This is a genomic window from Thermoleptolyngbya sp. C42_A2020_037, assembly GCF_015272455.1.
GTDB lineage: Bacteria > Cyanobacteriota > Cyanobacteriia > Elainellales > Elainellaceae > Thermoleptolyngbya.
The window spans coordinates 24,105-42,164 of record NZ_JACYLP010000032.1 but is presented as its reverse complement, the minus strand read 5'-3'; the positions used below and the strand labels follow the sequence as shown (position 1 = coordinate 42,164).

General features: G+C 58.5%; 16 protein-coding genes. 6 read left to right on the top strand and 10 right to left on the bottom strand.

Going from position 1 to position 18,060, the window contains the following annotated elements; genetic code table 11:
* Positions 1-54 precede the first annotated feature (54 nt).
* The 9 genes from IGS16_RS09815 to IGS16_RS09775 form a co-directional block, all read right to left on the bottom strand.
* Positions 55-2,310 carry an O-linked N-acetylglucosamine transferase, SPINDLY family protein gene (locus IGS16_RS09815; RefSeq protein ID WP_297085193.1) on the bottom strand — a complete coding sequence of 752 codons (2,256 nt, stop codon included), beginning with the start codon at positions 2,308-2,310 and terminating at the stop codon, positions 55-57.
* A gap of 298 nt (positions 2,311-2,608) precedes the next feature.
* A complete protein-coding gene (locus IGS16_RS09810) occupies positions 2,609-3,091 on the bottom strand; it encodes a type IV pilin-like G/H family protein (RefSeq protein ID WP_297085192.1) in 483 nt (160 codons plus the stop codon).
* A gap of 136 nt (positions 3,092-3,227) precedes the next feature.
* Positions 3,228-4,553, bottom strand: coding sequence for a class I SAM-dependent methyltransferase (locus IGS16_RS09805; protein WP_297085191.1), 1,326 nt, complete (start codon positions 4,551-4,553; stop codon positions 3,228-3,230).
* A gap of 69 nt (positions 4,554-4,622) precedes the next feature.
* A complete protein-coding gene (locus tag IGS16_RS09800; RefSeq protein WP_297085190.1) occupies positions 4,623-5,951 on the bottom strand; it encodes a class I SAM-dependent methyltransferase in 1,329 nt (442 codons plus the stop codon).
* Positions 5,952-6,144: 193 nt separating this feature from the next.
* The gene (locus IGS16_RS09795) at positions 6,145-6,948 is read right to left on the bottom strand and encodes a 5-formyltetrahydrofolate cyclo-ligase (RefSeq protein ID WP_297085189.1); all 804 of its coding nucleotides are present in this window, start codon (positions 6,946-6,948) and stop codon (positions 6,145-6,147) included.
* Positions 6,945-7,469 (bottom strand): 2-amino-4-hydroxy-6-hydroxymethyldihydropteridine diphosphokinase, encoded by a 525-nt coding sequence (gene folK / locus IGS16_RS09790; RefSeq protein WP_297085188.1) that lies wholly within the window; start codon positions 7,467-7,469, stop codon positions 6,945-6,947. Before folK ends, IGS16_RS09795 begins: the two co-directional genes overlap by 4 nt.
* A gap of 28 nt (positions 7,470-7,497) precedes the next feature.
* Positions 7,498-7,737 (bottom strand): 2Fe-2S iron-sulfur cluster-binding protein, encoded by a 240-nt coding sequence (locus tag IGS16_RS09785; protein WP_367185769.1) that lies wholly within the window; start codon positions 7,735-7,737, stop codon positions 7,498-7,500.
* 45 nt (positions 7,738-7,782) lie between these two features.
* The gene (cobQ, locus tag IGS16_RS09780; RefSeq protein ID WP_297085186.1) at positions 7,783-9,279 is read right to left on the bottom strand and encodes a cobyric acid synthase CobQ; all 1,497 of its coding nucleotides are present in this window, start codon (positions 9,277-9,279) and stop codon (positions 7,783-7,785) included.
* A gap of 176 nt (positions 9,280-9,455) precedes the next feature.
* On the bottom strand, positions 9,456-9,890 hold the full coding sequence (locus IGS16_RS09775; RefSeq protein ID WP_297078194.1) for an Npun_F0494 family protein: 435 nt from the start codon (positions 9,888-9,890) through the stop codon (positions 9,456-9,458).
* Between the two features lie 719 nt (positions 9,891-10,609).
* Here IGS16_RS09775 and IGS16_RS09770 point away from each other — a divergent pair.
* From IGS16_RS09770 to IGS16_RS09755, 4 genes are all read left to right on the top strand, one after another.
* Complete coding sequence (locus tag IGS16_RS09770) at positions 10,610-11,938, top strand: hypothetical protein (RefSeq protein ID WP_297085185.1); 1,329 nt, start codon at positions 10,610-10,612, stop codon at positions 11,936-11,938.
* 75 nt (positions 11,939-12,013) lie between these two features.
* Positions 12,014-12,421 (top strand): hypothetical protein, encoded by a 408-nt coding sequence (locus tag IGS16_RS09765; RefSeq protein WP_297085184.1) that lies wholly within the window; start codon positions 12,014-12,016, stop codon positions 12,419-12,421.
* Positions 12,393-12,881: a hypothetical protein gene (locus IGS16_RS09760; RefSeq protein WP_297085183.1), complete on the top strand. Its 489-nt coding sequence runs from the start codon at positions 12,393-12,395 to the stop codon at positions 12,879-12,881. Before IGS16_RS09765 ends, IGS16_RS09760 begins: the two co-directional genes overlap by 29 nt.
* Positions 12,882-12,947: 66 nt before the next feature.
* Positions 12,948-14,294, top strand: a complete 1,347-nt coding sequence (locus tag IGS16_RS09755) for a hypothetical protein (RefSeq protein ID WP_297085182.1) — start codon at positions 12,948-12,950, stop codon at positions 14,292-14,294.
* Positions 14,295-14,400: 106 nt separating this feature from the next.
* On the opposite strand, the gene IGS16_RS09750 is transcribed toward IGS16_RS09755, so the two are convergent.
* The gene (locus tag IGS16_RS09750) at positions 14,401-15,588 is read right to left on the bottom strand and encodes a site-specific integrase (protein WP_297085181.1); all 1,188 of its coding nucleotides are present in this window, start codon (positions 15,586-15,588) and stop codon (positions 14,401-14,403) included.
* 438 nt (positions 15,589-16,026) lie between these two features.
* On the opposite strand from IGS16_RS09750, the gene hemH reads away from it, so the two are divergent.
* Both hemH and IGS16_RS09740 read left to right on the top strand, forming a co-directional pair.
* Complete coding sequence (gene hemH / locus IGS16_RS09745; RefSeq protein WP_172358148.1) at positions 16,027-17,190, top strand: ferrochelatase; 1,164 nt, start codon at positions 16,027-16,029, stop codon at positions 17,188-17,190.
* 69 nt (positions 17,191-17,259) lie between these two features.
* Positions 17,260-18,057 carry a tetratricopeptide repeat protein gene (locus tag IGS16_RS09740; RefSeq protein ID WP_297085180.1) on the top strand — a complete coding sequence of 266 codons (798 nt, stop codon included), beginning with the start codon at positions 17,260-17,262 and terminating at the stop codon, positions 18,055-18,057.
* Positions 18,058-18,060 lie beyond the last annotated feature (3 nt).

Here is an 18,060-nt window from a genome sequence, read left to right as displayed (position 1 = left end):
TCTTCCGTCTTCGCTTCCTTCTTCCCTCTTCCCTCTTCCTTCTTTCCTCTTCCCTCAGCTTTGCAGATATCGCTCCCACATCTGCTCGTAGGCGCGTTCCATTTCGCGGGTAAACTGGCGGGCATTCCACAACGGCGAGGTTTGGCGCGATCGCCGCAATTTGGCTTGAATCTCTTCGCGCAATTTCGCATCCTTGCCCAGTCGCACGCCCCATTCCACATACTCTTCCGGCGTATGGGCGATGCCTTCGGTAATGCCTGCGTTCATCATCATGCCGTAGCTGTTGCGGCTGGCAAACTGCTTGCCCACCTGCGTCACCATTGGAATGCCCATCCACAGCGTTTCCATCGTGGTTGTTGCGCCGTTGTAGGGAAACGTGTCGAGTACCACATCGGCGATCGCCAGATTGGCCCGGTGGTCTAGCTCCGTCTTGTCGCGGCTGAGGAAACGGAGGCGATCGCCCGCTACGCCCTCTTCTTCGGCGATCTGCAAAAACAGCGCCCGCACCGACTCCGAATCCCCTGCACCTTTGATCAAAAAGTAGCTATTGGGCACCTCGCGGATGATTTGCATCTGCCGCCGCACCGTTTCGGGATGGCGCTTGTAGGCAATCTGAGCGCTCAGGTAAATAACGGCATCGCTGGGAATGCCCAAGTCGTCGCGCCGCAGTGTGGGCACGCCCACCTCAAAGCCGTCCACCGCCAAATATGTCTGCGGCAAACGCCAGATGGTCTCGGCATAGTATTCGTCGGCCTCGTCGGGCACCACGTAGGAATCGGCAATGAAGTAATCCACCGCCGGTAGACCCGACGCATCCAGCCCCAGCCACGTCACCTGCACGGGCGCAGGCTTCAGCGCCAGCACGCCCATGTTCAAATCAGACGTAATGCTATCCAAATCGACCAGAATATCGATTTCGTCCTCGCGGATGGTCTTGGCAATGCCCAGAATGTCGCCTTCGATGGCGTAAGCGCTATCGGCTTTGCTGGCAAACCACTCGCGCCCAAAGGCCCCTGGTTCGATTTGCTGATTAAACAGGACGTGAATCTCGAAGCGGTCATGGTCGTGATGATGCAGCAGCCAGCGGCTCAGCCAGCCGACCGAGTGCGCCCGCATACAGCGCGAGATATAGCCCACCCGCAGCTTTTTGCGCTCTACACTCCGCACTAAGGGCGCTTGGGGATAGGGAATGTAAAGGTCACTTTTCTGTTTAATAGATGCCGTGAGGTCGTCCTGATAAAGCTTGGCGACTCGATTTTGGAGCGATCGTGTCTCTCTAGGTGAATCGCTGACATACGGGTAAAAGTACATTGACGCAGTCAAGATCGAGGCATCTAAAAGCTGGTCGTCCTTTATCTCATACTCCGCAAGAAATTGCTCTGCGAGCGCTGTAATTTCTTGCAGCGTCGCCGTCACTCGTTCCCACTGTCCACCGCGAATCATCAGCCCCCGCAGCAGCATGGCAGTCCCCATCCAGCGCTGTATCGTTGTTTGGGTGCCCGCCAAAAACCGCTCCGCAAAGTCAATTCCTTTGTCGTATTGCTCACTGTCCTGGTAATAGGCGCTCAGTCGCAGCAGCGTGGCGGAATGGTATGGATCAATTTGATGGCACAGTTCTGCATAGGGAATGGCGCGACTGTAGTTAATGATCTTGGAAGAAATGTTGTAGGCTGCGTCCAGCAGCGGATCGATCCAGTCGGCTGGCTGCTCCACTTGTGGAATAAATGCCTGCACCAAGGCAATCACAGCATTTTCGTAGGGGATGGTTTCCAGCAGTTGCTTGACGAGGGTAGACAGATGCTCCATCTCTGCGGCGGCGGGCTGCTCTGTCCGGAGCCACTCAATTAAGCCCAACTCCTCCAGACTGTTTGCCTGGAACTGCTTTAGCTCTAGCTCAAGTTCCACCAGGTGCAGCGCATTTTGCCAGTCTGCTGGATTGACTTCCCGCAGGTGACGGCGAATCAGCCAAGCCGACTGGGCCCGCCCTTTTCGCTGCTGGCGCAGGGCCTCGGTGTGCAGGAGGTTCGATAGCTCTGTCGTCCAAGGTTCAAGCCGGTCTGGCGCTGCCTCAGACATCATCATTGTCCAAAGCAGTTGCGCTTCTTCTTCCTGTTTTTGCAACAGCCGCACCAAACCCAAATGCCAGACAGCCGAGGGAATTGCAGCGTTTTCCTCGATCAGTTGCTCCAGCGCCACGGCGGCTGCATCATAGCGCTCAGCCTGAAACAGGGCGATCGCCTCTTGCAGCCTGGGATCAACGGGGGCGGCGCTATCAGACACAGGCTCGGAACTCAAAGTCAGCTCTGTCATAGGAATCGGGGGTGTCTTGCAAGGAAAAAAACTGGGGCAGATGCGAACTTGCAGGGATTTAGAGAGCGATCGCAATGTTGAATCTCTGTTCGATCAGGTTACCCAATCCCCAAGCGAAAATCGAAACGCTGGCGCACTCTGACGCACTCTAAAACAAACGCACTCTAAAACAAAAGGCTGTCAGGAGCTTCTCCCAACAGCCTTCTATAAAAAGAGAACGTAGCACCAGTTGCAAGTTGAGAGAAAAACAGCGCTAAGGCTGACTCCTCTCCATCGCAGTCCGGCTTACATCCAAGTCCTACGGGCAGACGGTACCTGAGATCGTGGGGACGCTACCAATGCCACCTTCGCACAGCAGCGCCAGAGTGGTGGCGCTACCGTCAGAGGCATTCGCAATCCACACCTTGCCAGCGTAGCCCTTCAGCGTTGCGGTCGGGGTGGCGGTGGTGGTCGCTACAGCAGAAGTCCCTGCACCCGAGCCAACAGAGGCGTAGGTGTAGTTCTTGGTGTTGCTGATGCCCAGTTCCAGGTTGCTGAGCGCACCAAAGGTGTTCTTCTCCAGGAAGTAGGCTTGCTGACCGCGGTTGATAGAACCAACGTAGGTTTGAGCCTCAGACTGGCGAGCCTTGTTGGCTTGGTTCAGGAAGGAGGGCAGCGCGATTGCAGACAGGATACCGATGATGATGATCACCACCAGCAATTCAATCAGCGTGAAGCCTTCTTCGCCCTTTTTCTTATCGATCAGGTGCTGCAAAAACTTCGCTTTCAGTTCAGTCTTCATAGGGTAGAGTCTCCTTGAGGTTGCGGGATACTGGGTTTCTAACTCCTGGTGTTAATTTGCCCAGCTTGTGTCAATTTCATATCAGCGGTCTCAAAAATTTTCTGGGATTTTCTGAGAAGCTGAAAGCCTTGTAGTGTCAAGAATCTAACTCAGTGAGTACGTATAAAAACGCATCAAGTCGGTTCAACAAGTTTTGTACCCTGGCAAATGCCGTGTTCTCACTGAGTGGCTCCAGCGTTGCCCAGTCTGTGGGCTGGATCTGTTGCCAGCGCTGGGCTAGAGCCGCCACGGTCTGAGGGCCGTCCCAGAGGGGCAGCAGGCAGGCGGTTTCTAGGGCCGTCAGCAAAACGGGTCCCATTGCGGGCAGGTCGATGTAGCGGGTTAGCTCGAAGGGCTGGGTGGTTTCAATCTGGGCGATCGCCGCTTCTCGGATCGGCGCAGCCCGCAAAACTGGATGCAGGTGAACCTGGGCCCACCGCCATGCTTCATCGTCCCAGGCATCGACAGGAATCCCCGGTGGGTCAGCATCCGCCCGCACACACCAAAAATCCATCAGGCGATTGACCGGATGTAGCAGTTCATACATGCGTAATTGCGCTGGCGGATCGGCGGCCATCAGGCTCATGCCCCATAGCGCGGGCAGGTCGTCGCCGTCCTTAAACAGGTCGGGCACTTGCCAGTGTCGCCAGTTCACCATGCTGAGAAATTCCAGATTAGCCGCGCCCAGCAGGTCAAACACGTCGGGAATCGTGAAGCCTTTGTCACCCACCAGCAGATGATTCGCCAAAATGCTGCCGTCGCTTTCGGGCCGTTCGTATTCAGGCTTCCAGGCGTGCTGCTTTAGCACTACGTCTGGCTTTAGGGCTTTCATCGTGTTGATCACCACCTGCACGGCTTCGCTCTGGGAGGTTTCCGGCTTCATCAGCCCGATCGCCCGAAAGAGTTCCTGCGCTCGATAAAACGCATGGCGCTGGAGCGCACTGTGCAGGTTGACCCGCAGGATGCCGTCGGGCTTGAGAACGCTGGTCATGGCCTGTAATGCTGCCAGCGGGTCGGGCACCAGATAGAGTGTCTCGTCGCAGTTGATGTAGTCAAAGTGCATCCCCAGGCTGGGCAAGTCTTCAATCAGCAGCGTATAGAACTCGGTGTTGGGAATCTGGTGATAATCGAGCCGCTGCCGCGCCAGCTTGACCGACGCTTCCGACAGGTCAACGCCGATGATCGTGGCACCGGGATTGGCGATCGCCAGCAGATGCGCCTTGTAGCCCGTCCCGCAGCCCGCGTCCAGAATCACCTTGCCTACGGTATCCACTGCCCGCCGATAGCGCAGATAGTAGGGCGTGACCATGCTGTGTACAAACTGCATGTCATAGTCCGCCACGGGTGATTGGTCGAGCGGAATCCGGGGATAGGGCGCATTGTCAAACTGGGCGCGAAGTTGGTCGAGGGTAGAAGAGGACATTGGGGTCATGGGGGACGGGATAATCGCTCAGATGAGTAGACGTTGATGTTGTTGCATCACGCCATTGCTTTAAAGCTCAACCAGGACAAACAAACACCGCTCTAGCCGCTTGATCAGCTCAACCGCTTGCCCCAGGGCAGCATCCGGGGTCATCGGTTCCAGGCTAGGCAGTTGGACGGGGTGGAAGCGCTGATACTGATGGGCGATCGCCGCGATGGAGTGCGGCCCGTCCCACAGCGGCAGCAGCGAGAGTGCCTGACTGCTGCTCAGCACCACGGGCGTTGGCGAAACTTGGCTGAGGTGGCGACTTATTTCAAACGGCTGAGAAGCCTGACACGCCGCCAATAGTGCCTGACGCACTCGCTCGGTGCGGAGTTGGGGATGCAGGTGCAGGGTCGCCCGCTGCCAGTCGCTCAGCGCCCAGTTTTGCAATGTCCGGTCTGGGGGCGAGTCGGGCGGTTCCGCTTCGGTGGCAACGCCGCACCAGGCATCCAGCAGGCGATGCACCGGATTCAGCAGTTCGTAGAAATAAAGCTGGTCTTCGATCGAGCAATTGGGCACCAGTTGGTTCCACGGCTCCGGCAGCGCATGGGGATTTTGGAACAGGTCGCGCAAATCCCAATGCAGCCAGTTCACCATGCTGATCAGTTCTAGGTCTGCCGACTTTAGCAACCCGAACAGATCAGGAATGGTATAGCCCTTGTCGCCCAGCAGCAGATGATCGACCAGCACACCCTCTGGCTGCTGATCGTAAATCGGATGCCAGGTGGTCGTTTTCAGGACGACATGATCCTGGAGGGCGTTCATGGTTTCATGCACCAGCCCGACTTCTAGCTCTTCTGGGTTGCCCTCCATTAGCCCCAGCATTCGGAACAAATCCTGCGCTTGGTAATAGCGGCGACGCTGATAAGCGCTGTGCAGATTCACCCGCAAGAGGCCGTCCGGCTTGAGGACCGAGCGCATCGCCTGCAACCCCGCCAGCGGGTCGGGCAGCAGGTACAGCACCTCATCGCAGTTGATGTAGTCGAACTGCATTCCCAGTTGCGGCAATTCCTCGATCAGACCGGCGTAGCATTCCACTTGGTCAAACCCGTGGTAAGCCAGCCGCTGGCGGGTTAGCTCCACCGATTTTTCCGACAAGTCCATGCCGACAATCTTTGCGCCCGGATTGGCCTCCGCCAGCATCAGACACTTGTAGCCGCTGCCGCAGCCCGCATCTAAAATCAGCCGATCTTGTGGGTCGATGACGCGGCCATCGCGACGGTAGTAGGCCGTTATCAGGCTGTGCTTGAATAGAGAATTTGGATCGTCCTTGGGCGACTGATCCAGCGGCACGCGGGGATAGGGCGCGTGGTCAAATTGCTGGCGGATTTTGTCCAGGGCTTCGGGGGGGAGCATGGGTGGGAAGAGGGAAGAGGGAAAAACGAAGAAGGAAGAACGAAGAACGAAGAACGAAGAGGGAAATAGGAAGGATTGTGGAATTTGCGATTGCGTCTTCTGTATGAGTATGCCCATCTACGGGACAGAGTTACCTGGGCAGCGTGACCCACGCGGGCGATCGCCCTTTTATCCCAAAATCACCCAACGTCTATCACTCTGACTCCTGATCGGCCAACCGCTCTTCTCGCAGCGCCCGCAAAATCGGAATCTTGCGGTATTGATCGGGCTGGACGGCGGCCCAGTTGATGCCAGTGGGCTTAGGGAATATGTGATGAGTGGCGATCGCCCCTTCTGGCGTGATCACCCAGTCCAGCGGCCAGTCGTGCGGTTCCACGGGCAGTTGGGCTGCGTCCACCAGTTGCAGCGGGTGGATCGTGGTAACGATTTGCGTGTCGGGCTTCAGCAGGTTGAACTGTTGCAGCATCGCCAGTTCCAGGTCGGCGAAGCCCGCGCCCTTGCCCGTGCGCCCGCCCGCGGTCGTAGCGGCGACGCTGCCCACGACGACCAGATCAATCGGCTGCATCTCGTCAAAGCTGACCAGGCGGCCGTGGATGAGCGCCTGACGCATGGCGGCAACCTGCTTGAGGGGAATGCCCCGATGCTGCAAGTCGGCCGGGTCAAGTTCGACGAAACACTGGTGGCGGGTGAGGCGCGGCACGGCCATATAGAGTCGCTTGCCGTCTTGCAGCGCCCGCAGCCGCACGGGGGTCTGGGGACGGTCGGGGTTGCACTTGACGACCCGGGCCTGCTGCCAGCCGGGAAGCGCGGCCAGTTGGGCAGCGGCGGCATCGGCTCCAACGAAGTGGGGAATATGACCCACCGGGTTGCGGAGGGCTGCGCCGCTGTCTCTTAGGGTCTGCCAGACTTGCGTCCGCAGGTGGGCTTTGGCGGGATGGCGATCGCCCCATTCCACCACAGGCGGGTGGGTATTTGGATCGGCGGTCGGGCCCGTCATCCGTTCAGCCCTAAGGTGATGATGATCTGGATGCCGGAGCCATCAATCTGGTCACGCAGGGCCTTCATGGTTTTGAGGGTGACGGGTTCCACCCAGTCGGGCGCAATTTCTGCCAACGGCCATAGCACGAAGGCGCGATCGCGCATCCGGGGATGGGGCAGTTGCAGGGTGGGTGTGTTGACCATGCGGTTGCCGTAGAGCAGCAGATCGAGATCCAGCAGCCGGGGCCCCCAGCGCTCTCGCCGCACTCGCCCAAACTGGCGCTCAATTTCGAGCAGCACGCCCAGCAGCGTGTCTGGCGGCAGCAGCGTATAGACCAGCACGCAGGCGTTGATATAGTCTGGCTGGGGCGGGCCGACGGGAGCGGTTTTATACAAATGCGATCGCTCGATGAGCTGCACCCCAGGAACGCGGGCGATCGCCTCAATGGCCGACTCGACAATGACCAGCGAATCACCCAGGTTGCTGCCGAGGGCGATCGCCGCCCGCACCGCATTCGGCAACTCAAATTCATCAATCATGGAAGACTATGGAAATGAATCAGGAGAATTACCAGGTGGGGTCAACATAGAGGTTGATGGTGAGCTGGGTCTCCCCTGCGGGAACTGCACTAATGCAGGCACACACCGACTCGTCACCATTCACCTCCACTTCGCAAGCATGACAGGACCCCATCAAACAGCCTGTGGGAATCATCACACCCGCCCGTTCCGCCACCTCCAGCAGCGGCTCGCCGGGATTTGCCTGCACCGTCACATTGTCGGGCAAAAAGTGAATTTCTACACTCATTTCTATGTCTAAACTCATGGGCGACGCGGATCAGCTATCCAAAGATCAGCCATCCAAATAAGACGACAGCGCCGATAAATCCAGGTAAGACTCAAAGGCATCAGCCAGAGAGTCTAGCATAGACTCCCGCTGCTCTCGATAGTTGGAGACCCCCGTTGGCAGCGACTTGAGGCCGCGCTGCTGCCGCAGTCGGTTCAGCCAGGCCCGCCGCCATGCGCCGTTGTCAAAAATACCGTGCAAATAAGTCCCCCAGAGCGACTGGGTAGAATCCACCACACCCAAGTTGCGATCGTCAAACAGCGGCTTGAACACGGGCCCCTCCGGCTCCTGGTCGGCATCGGACAAATGGGTGCGTCCCTGGTGAATTTCGTAACCCAGCACCGGCAGCCCCACCTGCGGAAAATTAGACGTGACCTGCCTCTGTCGCGCCACTTTTTGCCCCGTGATCACCGTCTTAATCGGCAACAGACCCAGCCCCTTATAGCGACCTTCCTGACCTTCCACACCTTCTGGATCAGCCAGCATCGTGCCCATCATTTGATAGCCGCCGCAAATGCCCAACACCGTTCCGCCCGCCGCAGCGTATTTCTGAATCGCCTCGGCCAGCCCCGTGCGCTGGAGGGCGATTAGGTCAGGAATGGTCGTTTTGGAACCGGGCAGAATAACGGCATCGGGATAGCCCAGGGAATCCTTTAGCCCGATATATTTCACTGAAACGGTAGGTTCCGCCTCTAGCGGGTCAAAATCGGTAAAGTTTGAAATGCGAGGCAGGCGAATCACAGCAATTGTTACCTCGTTGCCGCCGCTCTGTTGCCCCCGGTCAAACAACGAGAGCGAGTCTTCTGCCGGAAAGGAATGCTCCATCCAGGGAATCACCCCCAGAACCGGGATGCCCGTCCGCTCCTCTAGCCAGGTGAGTCCGGGGTCGAGCAGCGCCTTTTGCCCACGAAACTTGTTGATAATGATGCCTTTCACCAGGGCACGTTCCTCTGGCTCCATCAATTCCAGCGTGCCGACAATCTGGGCAAACACGCCGCCCCGCTCAATATCGGCAATCAGCAGGGTCGGCGCGTTGAGGTGGTTGGCAACGCGCATATTGGTCAGGTCACGCTCTTTCAGGTTCACCTCCACCGGGCTGCCCGCCCCCTCACACACGACCAAGTCGAATTCTTCGCTCAGCCGCGCTAGAGATTCTTCGATCGCCTGCCAGCCTAGCTCGAAATATTCGGCGTAATAGTCAGCCGCACTGACCCGCCCGACAGGCCGTCCCTTCAGCACCACCTGCGAAGTCATATCGCCCTGGGGCTTGAGCAAGATGGGGTTCATCTCCACGCGGGGCGCAACACCCGCCGCCCAGGCTTGCACTGCTTGAGCATGACCAATTTCTCCACCTGTCGCTGTGACGTAGGCATTGAGCGCCATGTTTTGCCCCTTGAATGGCGCAACCCGCCAGCCCCGGCGACTCAGGATGCGGCACAGGGCCGCCGTCAGCATAGACTTTCCGACATGAGACGCGGTTCCTACCACCATGATGGCTTTCATCCAAGACCTCCGAAAGAGCGTAGGCGAGCAGGGGCGATGTGCATGAACAAGGTGCGAAGCAGGGTACGGGCGCAGGAATAGATAGTTTCGAGATGTTTTGACTCGCTGTTTTGATTTACAGCCTATGAAGCAAGAAAACCTGAAAGACTGGCGGAAATCTTCGGAGCGGAGATGAGCTATTGGAGCCAAGCAGGTGGACGAAACCAGCGAGATAGCAGATTAGCGAGGCGATCGCCCAGGGTTGGGGCAGGAATCCGGTTGCGCTCGACCCACTGGTCTACCAGAATGCGGCCCAGCGGCGTGAGCCGAAAGCTATCGGTGAGTCCCTGTCCATCGACCTCGCGCCGCAAGACACCGACATCAATGAGCCAGAGCAGCGCATCTTCGGCGGCGAGTTCAGCCAGCGGGCGGCGAGTGTAGCGCTGCTGCACACCCGATGATCCGGCGATCGCCCTCAGCGACACTCCCTCCTGGCGCATCGTGGCAAACAGCGGCAGCAAAAAGGGGGAACAGGCGACTGCCCGCCGGGCCCGCTTAAGCGTAGACAGCGGATACCTTGGAGCAGATTGATCGGGGGTCGCAGCGCGGTCGGGGGGCTGAATCGCAGTCATAGGCGCAAAAAGGCTAGACGCAAAAAAGGCAGGGGCGAAACGCAGAGCAAGAGAACACGAGGCAGACTGACAGAGGCTGGAAGACAGAGACTGGAAGACGGAGATTGGAAGACGGTGCAGCACTCTGCGTGAAATGACGGGCTGGCAATAACGGGCGTGAAATCCATGAGTCTACGACTCAGGCAGGATGATGGGCTAGCAAAACCCAGAGCGTCCTACCAGAACCAAGCTCGAACGTGGCTTTCGCAAACAACGCTTTGTTTATTCTAGGGCCGATAGAAAGGACGGGGCGATCGCACGGCGGTCTGACTTCCAGAATGCCCCAATTTGCCCTGAAAGCAACAGAAAAACAGGACTGGCCAGTTTGGAGGGTTTCGCCACTGTAGCCCAAAAGAAGCCGACTCACCCGATTCATCAGTCCTGTCAATCCTGAACTGACTGCAAGCGTTCAAGCCCAGAATCAAGAGACATAGACAAAAGGGTTGACGGATTTAGTACATAAATACTATTTTGAGCTACCATGAGGGGTATGCAGCAGGAAGTACTTACGTACTAACTTGTATCATCTTTGATTTTAGTGCATTTGATTTAGCGCATGATTTAGCGCATCTGAGCAAGCGCTCCAAGTCAACGGAGCAAGACCTGAGCAAATCGATCCACTCACTGCTCTGCGCTATCCCAGGTTCTCAGACTGTCAGCACGCTTCAGGAGTTGAACGCATGAAGGAATCCCCCGCCGCCCAACCCACATCTATGCCCACCAGCCAGGTCGAGATTCGCGCAATTCAGGAGCGGCTCCAGGCCATTCGGGCTGGACAAGTCGCTGTCTCGTCGTCCCCTGCCTCCCGCATGGTGGAAATGTTTCCTGCCCAGAGCGCAGCGATAGGACGGATGAGCGCGATTCGCGAAGCGATCCCTACGGGAATAGCCCCGTCAGAGCGCCCTTCAGAAAAACCTCCAGAGCGCAATTATGCTAGCGTTGCGGCGCAAAATCGTCCTACAGATGCCGACGTGACCGCTGCTGTGCGCGAGGCCGCCGCCGAAGCCCAGCAAGCCGCCCAATTTCGGCAGGCAGCCGAGTCACTGCGGGCCATGTCGGCGGCGTTGACCTCAACTTTTGTGGCCCCTGCACCCGCCAGTGCGCCCTCTTCGCCCTTTACTGCGGTGGCTGCACCTGCTGAGTCTACATCGCCCAGACCCCCAGTCGCCGCTGCATCGGGGCGCAAGTCTCATCCCGAAGCGCCGACCCGTCCTGAGTTCCCGGCGGCGGAAGTGATGCGCCTGCTAGAAGTGAAGGCAGACGAAATCAACCAGCTCTCTGCTGCCCAGGAAGCCGCCATGCTGGAGCTAAAGGCGATCGCCCAAAAGCTAGAACGCGACTGGAAAGACCTGGACACCCAGCGGCACATCTTTGCAGGCGAGGTGACTGATCTGCCTGCCCTCTGCGAATACCTAGACACGGAGGTGCCCCTCGTGCAACGAGACGAACGAGGCGCATTTGTGGTCACCAAGCGTCCGGTTGACCTGTTCCAGGCGGAGCGCGATGCCGAATGGATGGCCCAAAGTCTGCGGCATCGGAGCGATGGGCGCAGCACAGGTTCGGCTGGCCAGGGGCAGCGATATCGCTCTACGGGGCTTACGCCAGCGCCCTCTTCGGCAATCGCAATCGCACTGACAACGACTCAGCGGGCGCTGCGGGGCTTGCTGGCGCTGGTCAACCAGGTGCTATTGCCGAGCGATCGCCAGCGGACGGCCCGCTCGATGCAGCGGCAAAGCACCGCCGCCACGGCAGGTCGGTCGCCCATGACAGCAGCCCCCTCGATGCAGACCTCTGCGGTGCTGCTGATTGGCGCGGCGATCGCCCGTATCGGCGCAGACTGGCTGCTGGCAATGAATGCAGGCTTCTGGCTACCCGTTGCCCTCCTGATTGTCGCCCCGGCAGCCCTAGCCATCTATCGCACCACCGTCGCCCCCCACACCAGCGTTACCTGGGGCTACCGCATTTTTCTCATCTTCCTTGGGCTATTGATTGGAGGGCGCGTGCTATGACCTCAGTTTTACTTGGCGTAATGTGGCTCCTGATTGTCTTCAGCGGCCTGGTGATGGTCGGGGAGGGTGGCAACGATGAAGCGCCGTAATCTAGAGCATCACAGTCTAGATCGACCCACGCTCAACCCGGTGCTACTTGGCGGTATGGTGATTGCAATGGCAGGGCTGCTGGTCGATTTGCGTGGCATGGTGTCGCCGGTTGCCTCCGGCAGCCATCACGAAGCCTGCCAGGGCACGGTGAATCAGCAGGTCGCCCTCTCCCGCGAACAGCTTGCCCAGTTGCTCACGGTGCCCGAACGCGACAGCCGCGATCGCATTACGCAAATCGCAGGCGCTCCCTATTGCCAATTGCAAAACATTCAGGTGAGGGCGGGCGTGGCCGCCGAGCGCCAGGTCTATCCGCTCGCTTTTGACCCGCAGACTCGCCTCGTTATTCTCTACGAGGGCAACGAGTATGCCGGGTATCGCTTTAGCTTCCAATAAACCTCCTTTCAAGGGATGCTGGTGCAAAACCTGGGTGAGCCTGATGGCGATCGCCCTGCTGGGGACTGCCTGTTCCCAAGCCCCTCGCCCAGTGCGAACCGTGCCGATTCAGCAAAGCTGGGAATTGCAGCTTGGCAGCACCGTCGGCAAACACCGCATCGTGGGCGGGCTGGGCGACATCTCCATCGAGATGAAGGGCGATCGCGTCTATCTCCCCTTTGATGGCGAGGTACAGTCCAACGACGTACCAGGCTGCTACATCTACTCCACACCCGACGTGCCCGCTTACTTGTTTCGCCTGTGCGGACTCAAGTCTGGCAAAACTGGGCGAGTCCGCAGCGGTGACACCCTTGGCTCTGCTGACTACCTCCACTTCGCCGCCCTCCGCCGCCAGCCCGACGGCACTTGGGCCCTGGTGGAACCTTCCAAGGAAATGCTGGAGCGAATGCTTAGTAAGTAGCGGCAAGACTCACCGGCAGAATCCCCAGTCCCCCCAACGCCCTACAAAAAGCCCATTTTCTCTCTCATGAACCGTACCCTCTTGCTGCTGGGCGCGGTGGCGATCGCCCTAGGTGAATCGACCGCTGCCCATGCCGATGACCTGGCGCTGAGTTTTGAGATGGCGGTGGTGCAGCCGTCATCGGTAGAGCCGTCTGCGAGCGCAACTCCAACGGCCGTGCTGGAGCCGCCGCTGGATGTGCCCCTGCAAGTGCCCGCGAATGCGACCGAGCCACCGATGCAGGAGGCTTCGCGGGCCAATCCGGAGTTGCCGCCCCCGCCGCCGACGGGCGGCTTCGAGGCAATTGCTCAGCCCTTTCCTCAGCCCTTTCCCCAGCCCTTTCCCCAACCTGCGAACCCCCGTCCGTCTGCGGCTCCGGCTCTGGTGGCGACGAGTCAGCCCGCCTCTCCTGAAGAATCCCTGACCCTACCCATTGCGCCATCAGGGTCAAAATCAGTTGAACTGCGGTTTGATGTGCCCGCTGGTCATCTGGCCCAGCAAAAAGCCGAAGAACCGCAGCCTTTCCCAGTAAATCAGGCATTAGATCAAGCGATAAACGGTGCAGCGCGGCTACTCGGCCTTGCTCCGCCAGTTCCAAAGCCCGCCAACGGCGAACTGGAAGCCCTGTTTCACGGCGGCGCAGACTCCCTGGTGGCGCGGGTTGTGGGCAGCGCCGAAGGGACTCGCGCCGCCGACGGCCAGCGCACCAAAGCCTATTACGGCCACACCGACCCCGGCAACGGCGTGTGGAATCTGGGCAGCTTTTCCTATCAGCACGGCGCAAGCTCCCCAGAGGAGGCCGACGAACGCCAGCTTCGACGGCTGCAAAAACAGGCCGACCTGCTCCAGCGCAAGGCAGCCAGCCACGGCATTTCTCTTAGCCTGGAGGAATTGCTAAACGGCATCGACCTGGCAAACCAGGCCCCCATGGCCGCGCTCGATCGGGGCGGCTATATCGACTGGCTAGCCGAAGCGCGGCGGCAGGGAATGCAGGGCGAATCGGCAATTCTGTGGGCCCGCACCCGCGCCTTCATCGACCCTGATACGCAGCAGTGGAATGCGCCCGGCCTGGGCAACACCGCCGACAGCATTTCCCGCGACCAGGATCGCCGCATGAGGGCGATCGCGCTAGCGTTGCGGAGCAACATCGCCCGCGCCCACGAACACTACCGCACCCAAACGAACCAGCCCGTTGCCCTCAATTCACCGACTCCGCCGCCTACCGCCTCAGCCACCAACCTAGCCGTAGGTGGCGATTTGCCCAGCCCTTCTAGCCCCTCCCTCGGCCAGCCCCCACCGACTGAGAAATCCACTGAAAAATCAGGCGTTCTCGACTCGCTGTTCAGCATTAACCTGCCAGAATTCGCCTTTTAGCAAGTCTTAGAGGGGCTAACTTGTGGGGCGATCGCCCGTTAAATTGGGGACTTGCCTGAGTTCACCGGATTAGTTAATTCTAGAAAGGGCAGATCCAGGCTGAACTCTAACCTAAGCTAGGCTGATCCGCCTTTTCATCGCCCCAAACCTCGCTGCGTCGCAAGGCCGCCTCCACCGCCATCTGCTGGTCGCGCCGGGTGATCCAGCGGTGATAGGTGCGCGTGTGAACGGCGACGGAGTGACCCATCATGCGAGCGGCGACGGTGTCGGGTAGCCCCACATGGATGGTTCGCACGGCCCAGGCATGGCGCAAATCGTAGGGCGAAAAGGGCAGGTCATAGCGGCGAAACTGGGTGGCGACCTGCTGCCCAATGCGCTGTAGCGTCGTCTGACGGAGATCAGTGGTGATCGGTGGCAGCATCACTTCGCGCAAGCTAAACCGATCCACCCATTCCACCGGAAATGGCCAAACCTGATGCACTCCGGTTTTCGTAGTGTCCTGTACCTCGATCACGCCACTGGGGTCGCCCTGCCGCAGCGCATCATAGTCGCAAAAAAACACCTCGTGGTTTCGCAAGCCGTAGGTCGCCATAATGCCAAACACAAAGCGCCAGGTGGGGTTGGGGATTTGCTCGTAGGCGGCGAGGATGTCGGCTTCGGTCGGCAACTGGCGCAGTTGGGTTTTGCTGTTGCCGTAGTTGCCCCAGTAGGTTTTCAGGTCGATGGGTAGCTCGATGTGCAGAAAGTCTGCCAGTGCGCCGAGGGCGGTACAGCAGATTTGGCGGCTACGGGTGTTGGGACGGGTAGCTTGCACCGTGGCGTAGATGGCTTCGGCGAGGCTGAGGTTGGGGCGAGCTTGGGCGATCGCCTCCAGCTTCTTCAAATACGGCGCGTAGGCCTTCTCCCACGTCGTCCGCACCGAAGCGGGATTTGCTGCACCCTCTTGCCGCGTCCAAAACTCCTGCTGAAACGCCGCCAGCTTTTCCGACAAGTCCATCTGGCTCAACCGTCCGCCGCCCTTCACAGGCAGATAATTGTGCCAATCGAAGCAGTTTTGCAAAAGCTGGGCGGCGATAATTTTGGCTTCGGTTTCCGCTTGCTTCAGTCCATCATGGGTGGCGGGAAGGTTCAGGCTGATGCGCTGCTGGTGCGGATTCAGCCGATGGCTGCCCGGTCGTGGCGGCAGCGTCCCCCGCAGGCTCAGCTTGTCGCCCCGCCGCTCAACTTGCAGCCCCATTTTCGCGGCTTTGAGGCGCTGGTTGGTTTGCTGGATGCGATCGTCGAGGCTGGGCATGGGGAAGTCAGGGAGTGGAGGATTTTGAGTTTTGGATTTTGGGTTTTGGATTTTGGGTTGAGTAGCTGGGGTGTAGTGATGGTACGGTGGTTCCAAAATCGCCAATCCGAAATTGCCAATCCAACATTGGTTGGACGATTGGGGCATTAGCCGCTAAGTTTCTTATAGGTCTACACTGCTATGTTCATACCGCTACATTCATATCGCCGTGTCCATACCGTGTAGACTCGTACTCGAATTTGTGGTGAATCGTTCTGTCGCAAGAGAATTTTACCGAAGATAGTTCTATTGCACTATAGACAGTTTGATAGACGGCAATGCCGAAAATGTTACGAACGTTTAAGCTTTTGGAGTTCGGCGTAGTTGAGAAAGTCTCTCAGGTTGAATCGTTGTTAAAATCAGTAACAAATATTAAAGCCAAGGGAAGCCGTAGTCACTATGGGTCGTGTTGGGGTTTTGCTATTAAACCTGGGAGGGCCGGATCAGCTAGAGGATGTGCGCCCGTTCCTCTATAACCTGTTTTCCGACCCGGAAATTATTCGGCTGCCGTTTCCTTGGCTGCAAAAGCCATTGGCCTGGCTAATCGCCAACAGCCGCACCCGAAAATCTCAGGAAAACTATCGCCAGATCGGCGGCGGTTCTCCGCTGCGGCGGATTACTGAGGAGCAAGGGCAAGCGCTGCAAGCTGAGCTTCAGCAAAAAGGACAGGAGGCGCAGGTCTACATTGGGATGCGCTACTGGTATCCCTTTACGGAAGAGGCGATCGCCCGCATCAAGCGCGATGGGGTCGATCGGCTGGTGATTTTGCCGCTTTACCCGCAGTTTTCCATCAGCACCAGTGGTTCCTCCTTCCGCCTGCTCGAAAAAATTTGGTCAGAAGATCCCGCGCTGCAACGGATCGACCACACGGTAATCACCTCCTGGTACAAGCGCCCCGGCTACCTGCGAGCAATGGCGGATCTAATTGCCCAGCAGTTAGATCAGTTTGAGAATCCTGACGCGGTTCACATCTTCTTTAGCGCCCACGGCGTGCCGCTGAGCTATGTCGAAGAGGCGGGCGACCCCTACCAGCGCGAGATTGAGGAATGCACGGAGCTAATCCTGCGGACGCTGAATCGTCCCAATTCCCATACGCTGGCCTACCAAAGCCGCGTGGGCCCGGTGGAGTGGCTCCGGCCCTACACCGAAGATGCGATCGCCGAACTGGCTGCTCAGGGCGTTCAGCATCTCCTGGTCGTGCCCATCAGCTTTGTGTCAGAGCATATCGAAACGCTGCAAGAAATCGACATCGAATACCGCGAGATTGCTGAAGAAGCGGGGATTCACAATTTTCAGCGAGTGCCTGCCCTCAACACCCATCCGGTCTTCATCAACGACCTGGCGGAGATGGTGGTGGACGCGCTGAATTCGCCCAACCTGACCTTGGATCAGATCGCCCGCCCCGCCGAAACCACCAAGATCTACCCGCCAGAGCGCTGGGAGTGGGGGATGACCACGGCTGCGGAGGTCTGGAATGGACGGCTGGCAATGCTGGGCTTCCTGGCGCTGCTGGTGGAATTGATTAGCGGTCACGGCCCGCTCCACTCGCTGGGGCTGCTGTAGCTTTATAGCGTCTGCGGCTTTTCAAACATACAAAAAACTGCACACCCTCGGAGAAGCGGAGGTTCGTTTATGGTCAAGACCCTGAGCCTGATTGTGTCTCTGGGTTTGAGCCTTTGGGTAATCGCTGCGCCGAGTGCTGCCGTTGCTCGGAGGACACTCAGCATTGCAGAAGCTGATGTGGCCGAAGCCCGTGCCGAAGATTTGCTGCGTCAGGGACGGCAAGCGGCAGATCGCGGCAACTTCCGAGAGGCGATCGCCGCTTTTACCCTGGCGCTCCAGCAAGATCCAACCCTCACCACTGCCTATCTGCATCGCGGACAGGCACACCACGATGTCGGCAATTTTGACCAGGCGATCGCCGATTTTGAGCAAGCCCTTCGGCTAGAGCCAGAAAACGTCAGAGCGATTTACAGTCGCGGTGAAGCCCAGATCGATGTCGGTCGTCCGCAGGGCGCAATTGCGGATCTGAGTCGGGCGATCGCGCTCGACCCGACCCATGCTCAGGCCTATGGCGATCGCGCTGTGGCTCACCTGATGTTAGGTAATCTTCAAAATGCCCTGCAAGACTTTGACCAGGCTATTGCGCTCAATGCCCAAAACGCAGACTTGCATTACAACCGGGGCAAGGTGCGGACGGCGCTGGGAGATTGGCGTGGGGCACTGAGTGATTATAATCAGGCGATCGCCCTAAATCCCAATTTTGCTGAAGCCTACGGCAATCGTGGGCTGCTGCGATTTGAGCAGGGCGATCGCCAGGCCGGACTAGACGACTTGCAGCGAGCGCTAGACCTCTTCCAGCAGCAGGGCAACCGGGAAGGCTATCACTTTACCCAAACCCTAATTCGCCAACTGGAAGCAGTGGAGTAGTCC

What these genes read in the sequence shown, in the direction of transcription:
- IGS16_RS09815 (WP_297085193.1), bottom strand. Translation starts at nt 2,310, where the DNA reads ATGACAGAGCTGACTTTGAGTTCCGAGCCTGTGTCTGATAGCGCCGCC.
- IGS16_RS09810 (WP_297085192.1), bottom strand. Translation starts at nt 3,091, where the DNA reads ATGAAGACTGAACTGAAAGCGAAGTTTTTGCAGCACCTGATCGATAAG.
- IGS16_RS09805 (WP_297085191.1), bottom strand. Translation starts at nt 4,553, where the DNA reads ATGTCCTCTTCTACCCTCGACCAACTTCGCGCCCAGTTTGACAATGCG.
- IGS16_RS09800 (WP_297085190.1), bottom strand. Translation starts at nt 5,951, where the DNA reads ATGCTCCCCCCCGAAGCCCTGGACAAAATCCGCCAGCAATTTGACCAC.
- IGS16_RS09795 (WP_297085189.1), bottom strand. Translation starts at nt 6,948, where the DNA reads ATGACGGGCCCGACCGCCGATCCAAATACCCACCCGCCTGTGGTGGAA.
- folK (WP_297085188.1), bottom strand. Translation starts at nt 7,469, where the DNA reads ATGATTGATGAATTTGAGTTGCCGAATGCGGTGCGGGCGGCGATCGCC.
- IGS16_RS09785 (WP_367185769.1), bottom strand. Translation starts at nt 7,737, where the DNA reads ATGAGTGTAGAAATTCACTTTTTGCCCGACAATGTGACGGTGCAGGCA.
- cobQ (WP_297085186.1), bottom strand. Translation starts at nt 9,279, where the DNA reads ATGAAAGCCATCATGGTGGTAGGAACCGCGTCTCATGTCGGAAAGTCT.
- IGS16_RS09775 (WP_297078194.1), bottom strand. Translation starts at nt 9,890, where the DNA reads ATGACTGCGATTCAGCCCCCCGACCGCGCTGCGACCCCCGATCAATCT.
- IGS16_RS09770 (WP_297085185.1), top strand. Translation starts at nt 10,610, where the DNA reads ATGAAGGAATCCCCCGCCGCCCAACCCACATCTATGCCCACCAGCCAG.
- IGS16_RS09765 (WP_297085184.1), top strand. Translation starts at nt 12,014, where the DNA reads ATGAAGCGCCGTAATCTAGAGCATCACAGTCTAGATCGACCCACGCTC.
- IGS16_RS09760 (WP_297085183.1), top strand. Translation starts at nt 12,393, where the DNA reads ATGCCGGGTATCGCTTTAGCTTCCAATAAACCTCCTTTCAAGGGATGC.
- IGS16_RS09755 (WP_297085182.1), top strand. Translation starts at nt 12,948, where the DNA reads ATGAACCGTACCCTCTTGCTGCTGGGCGCGGTGGCGATCGCCCTAGGT.
- IGS16_RS09750 (WP_297085181.1), bottom strand. Translation starts at nt 15,588, where the DNA reads ATGCCCAGCCTCGACGATCGCATCCAGCAAACCAACCAGCGCCTCAAA.
- hemH (WP_172358148.1), top strand. Translation starts at nt 16,027, where the DNA reads ATGGGTCGTGTTGGGGTTTTGCTATTAAACCTGGGAGGGCCGGATCAG.
- IGS16_RS09740 (WP_297085180.1), top strand. Translation starts at nt 17,260, where the DNA reads ATGGTCAAGACCCTGAGCCTGATTGTGTCTCTGGGTTTGAGCCTTTGG.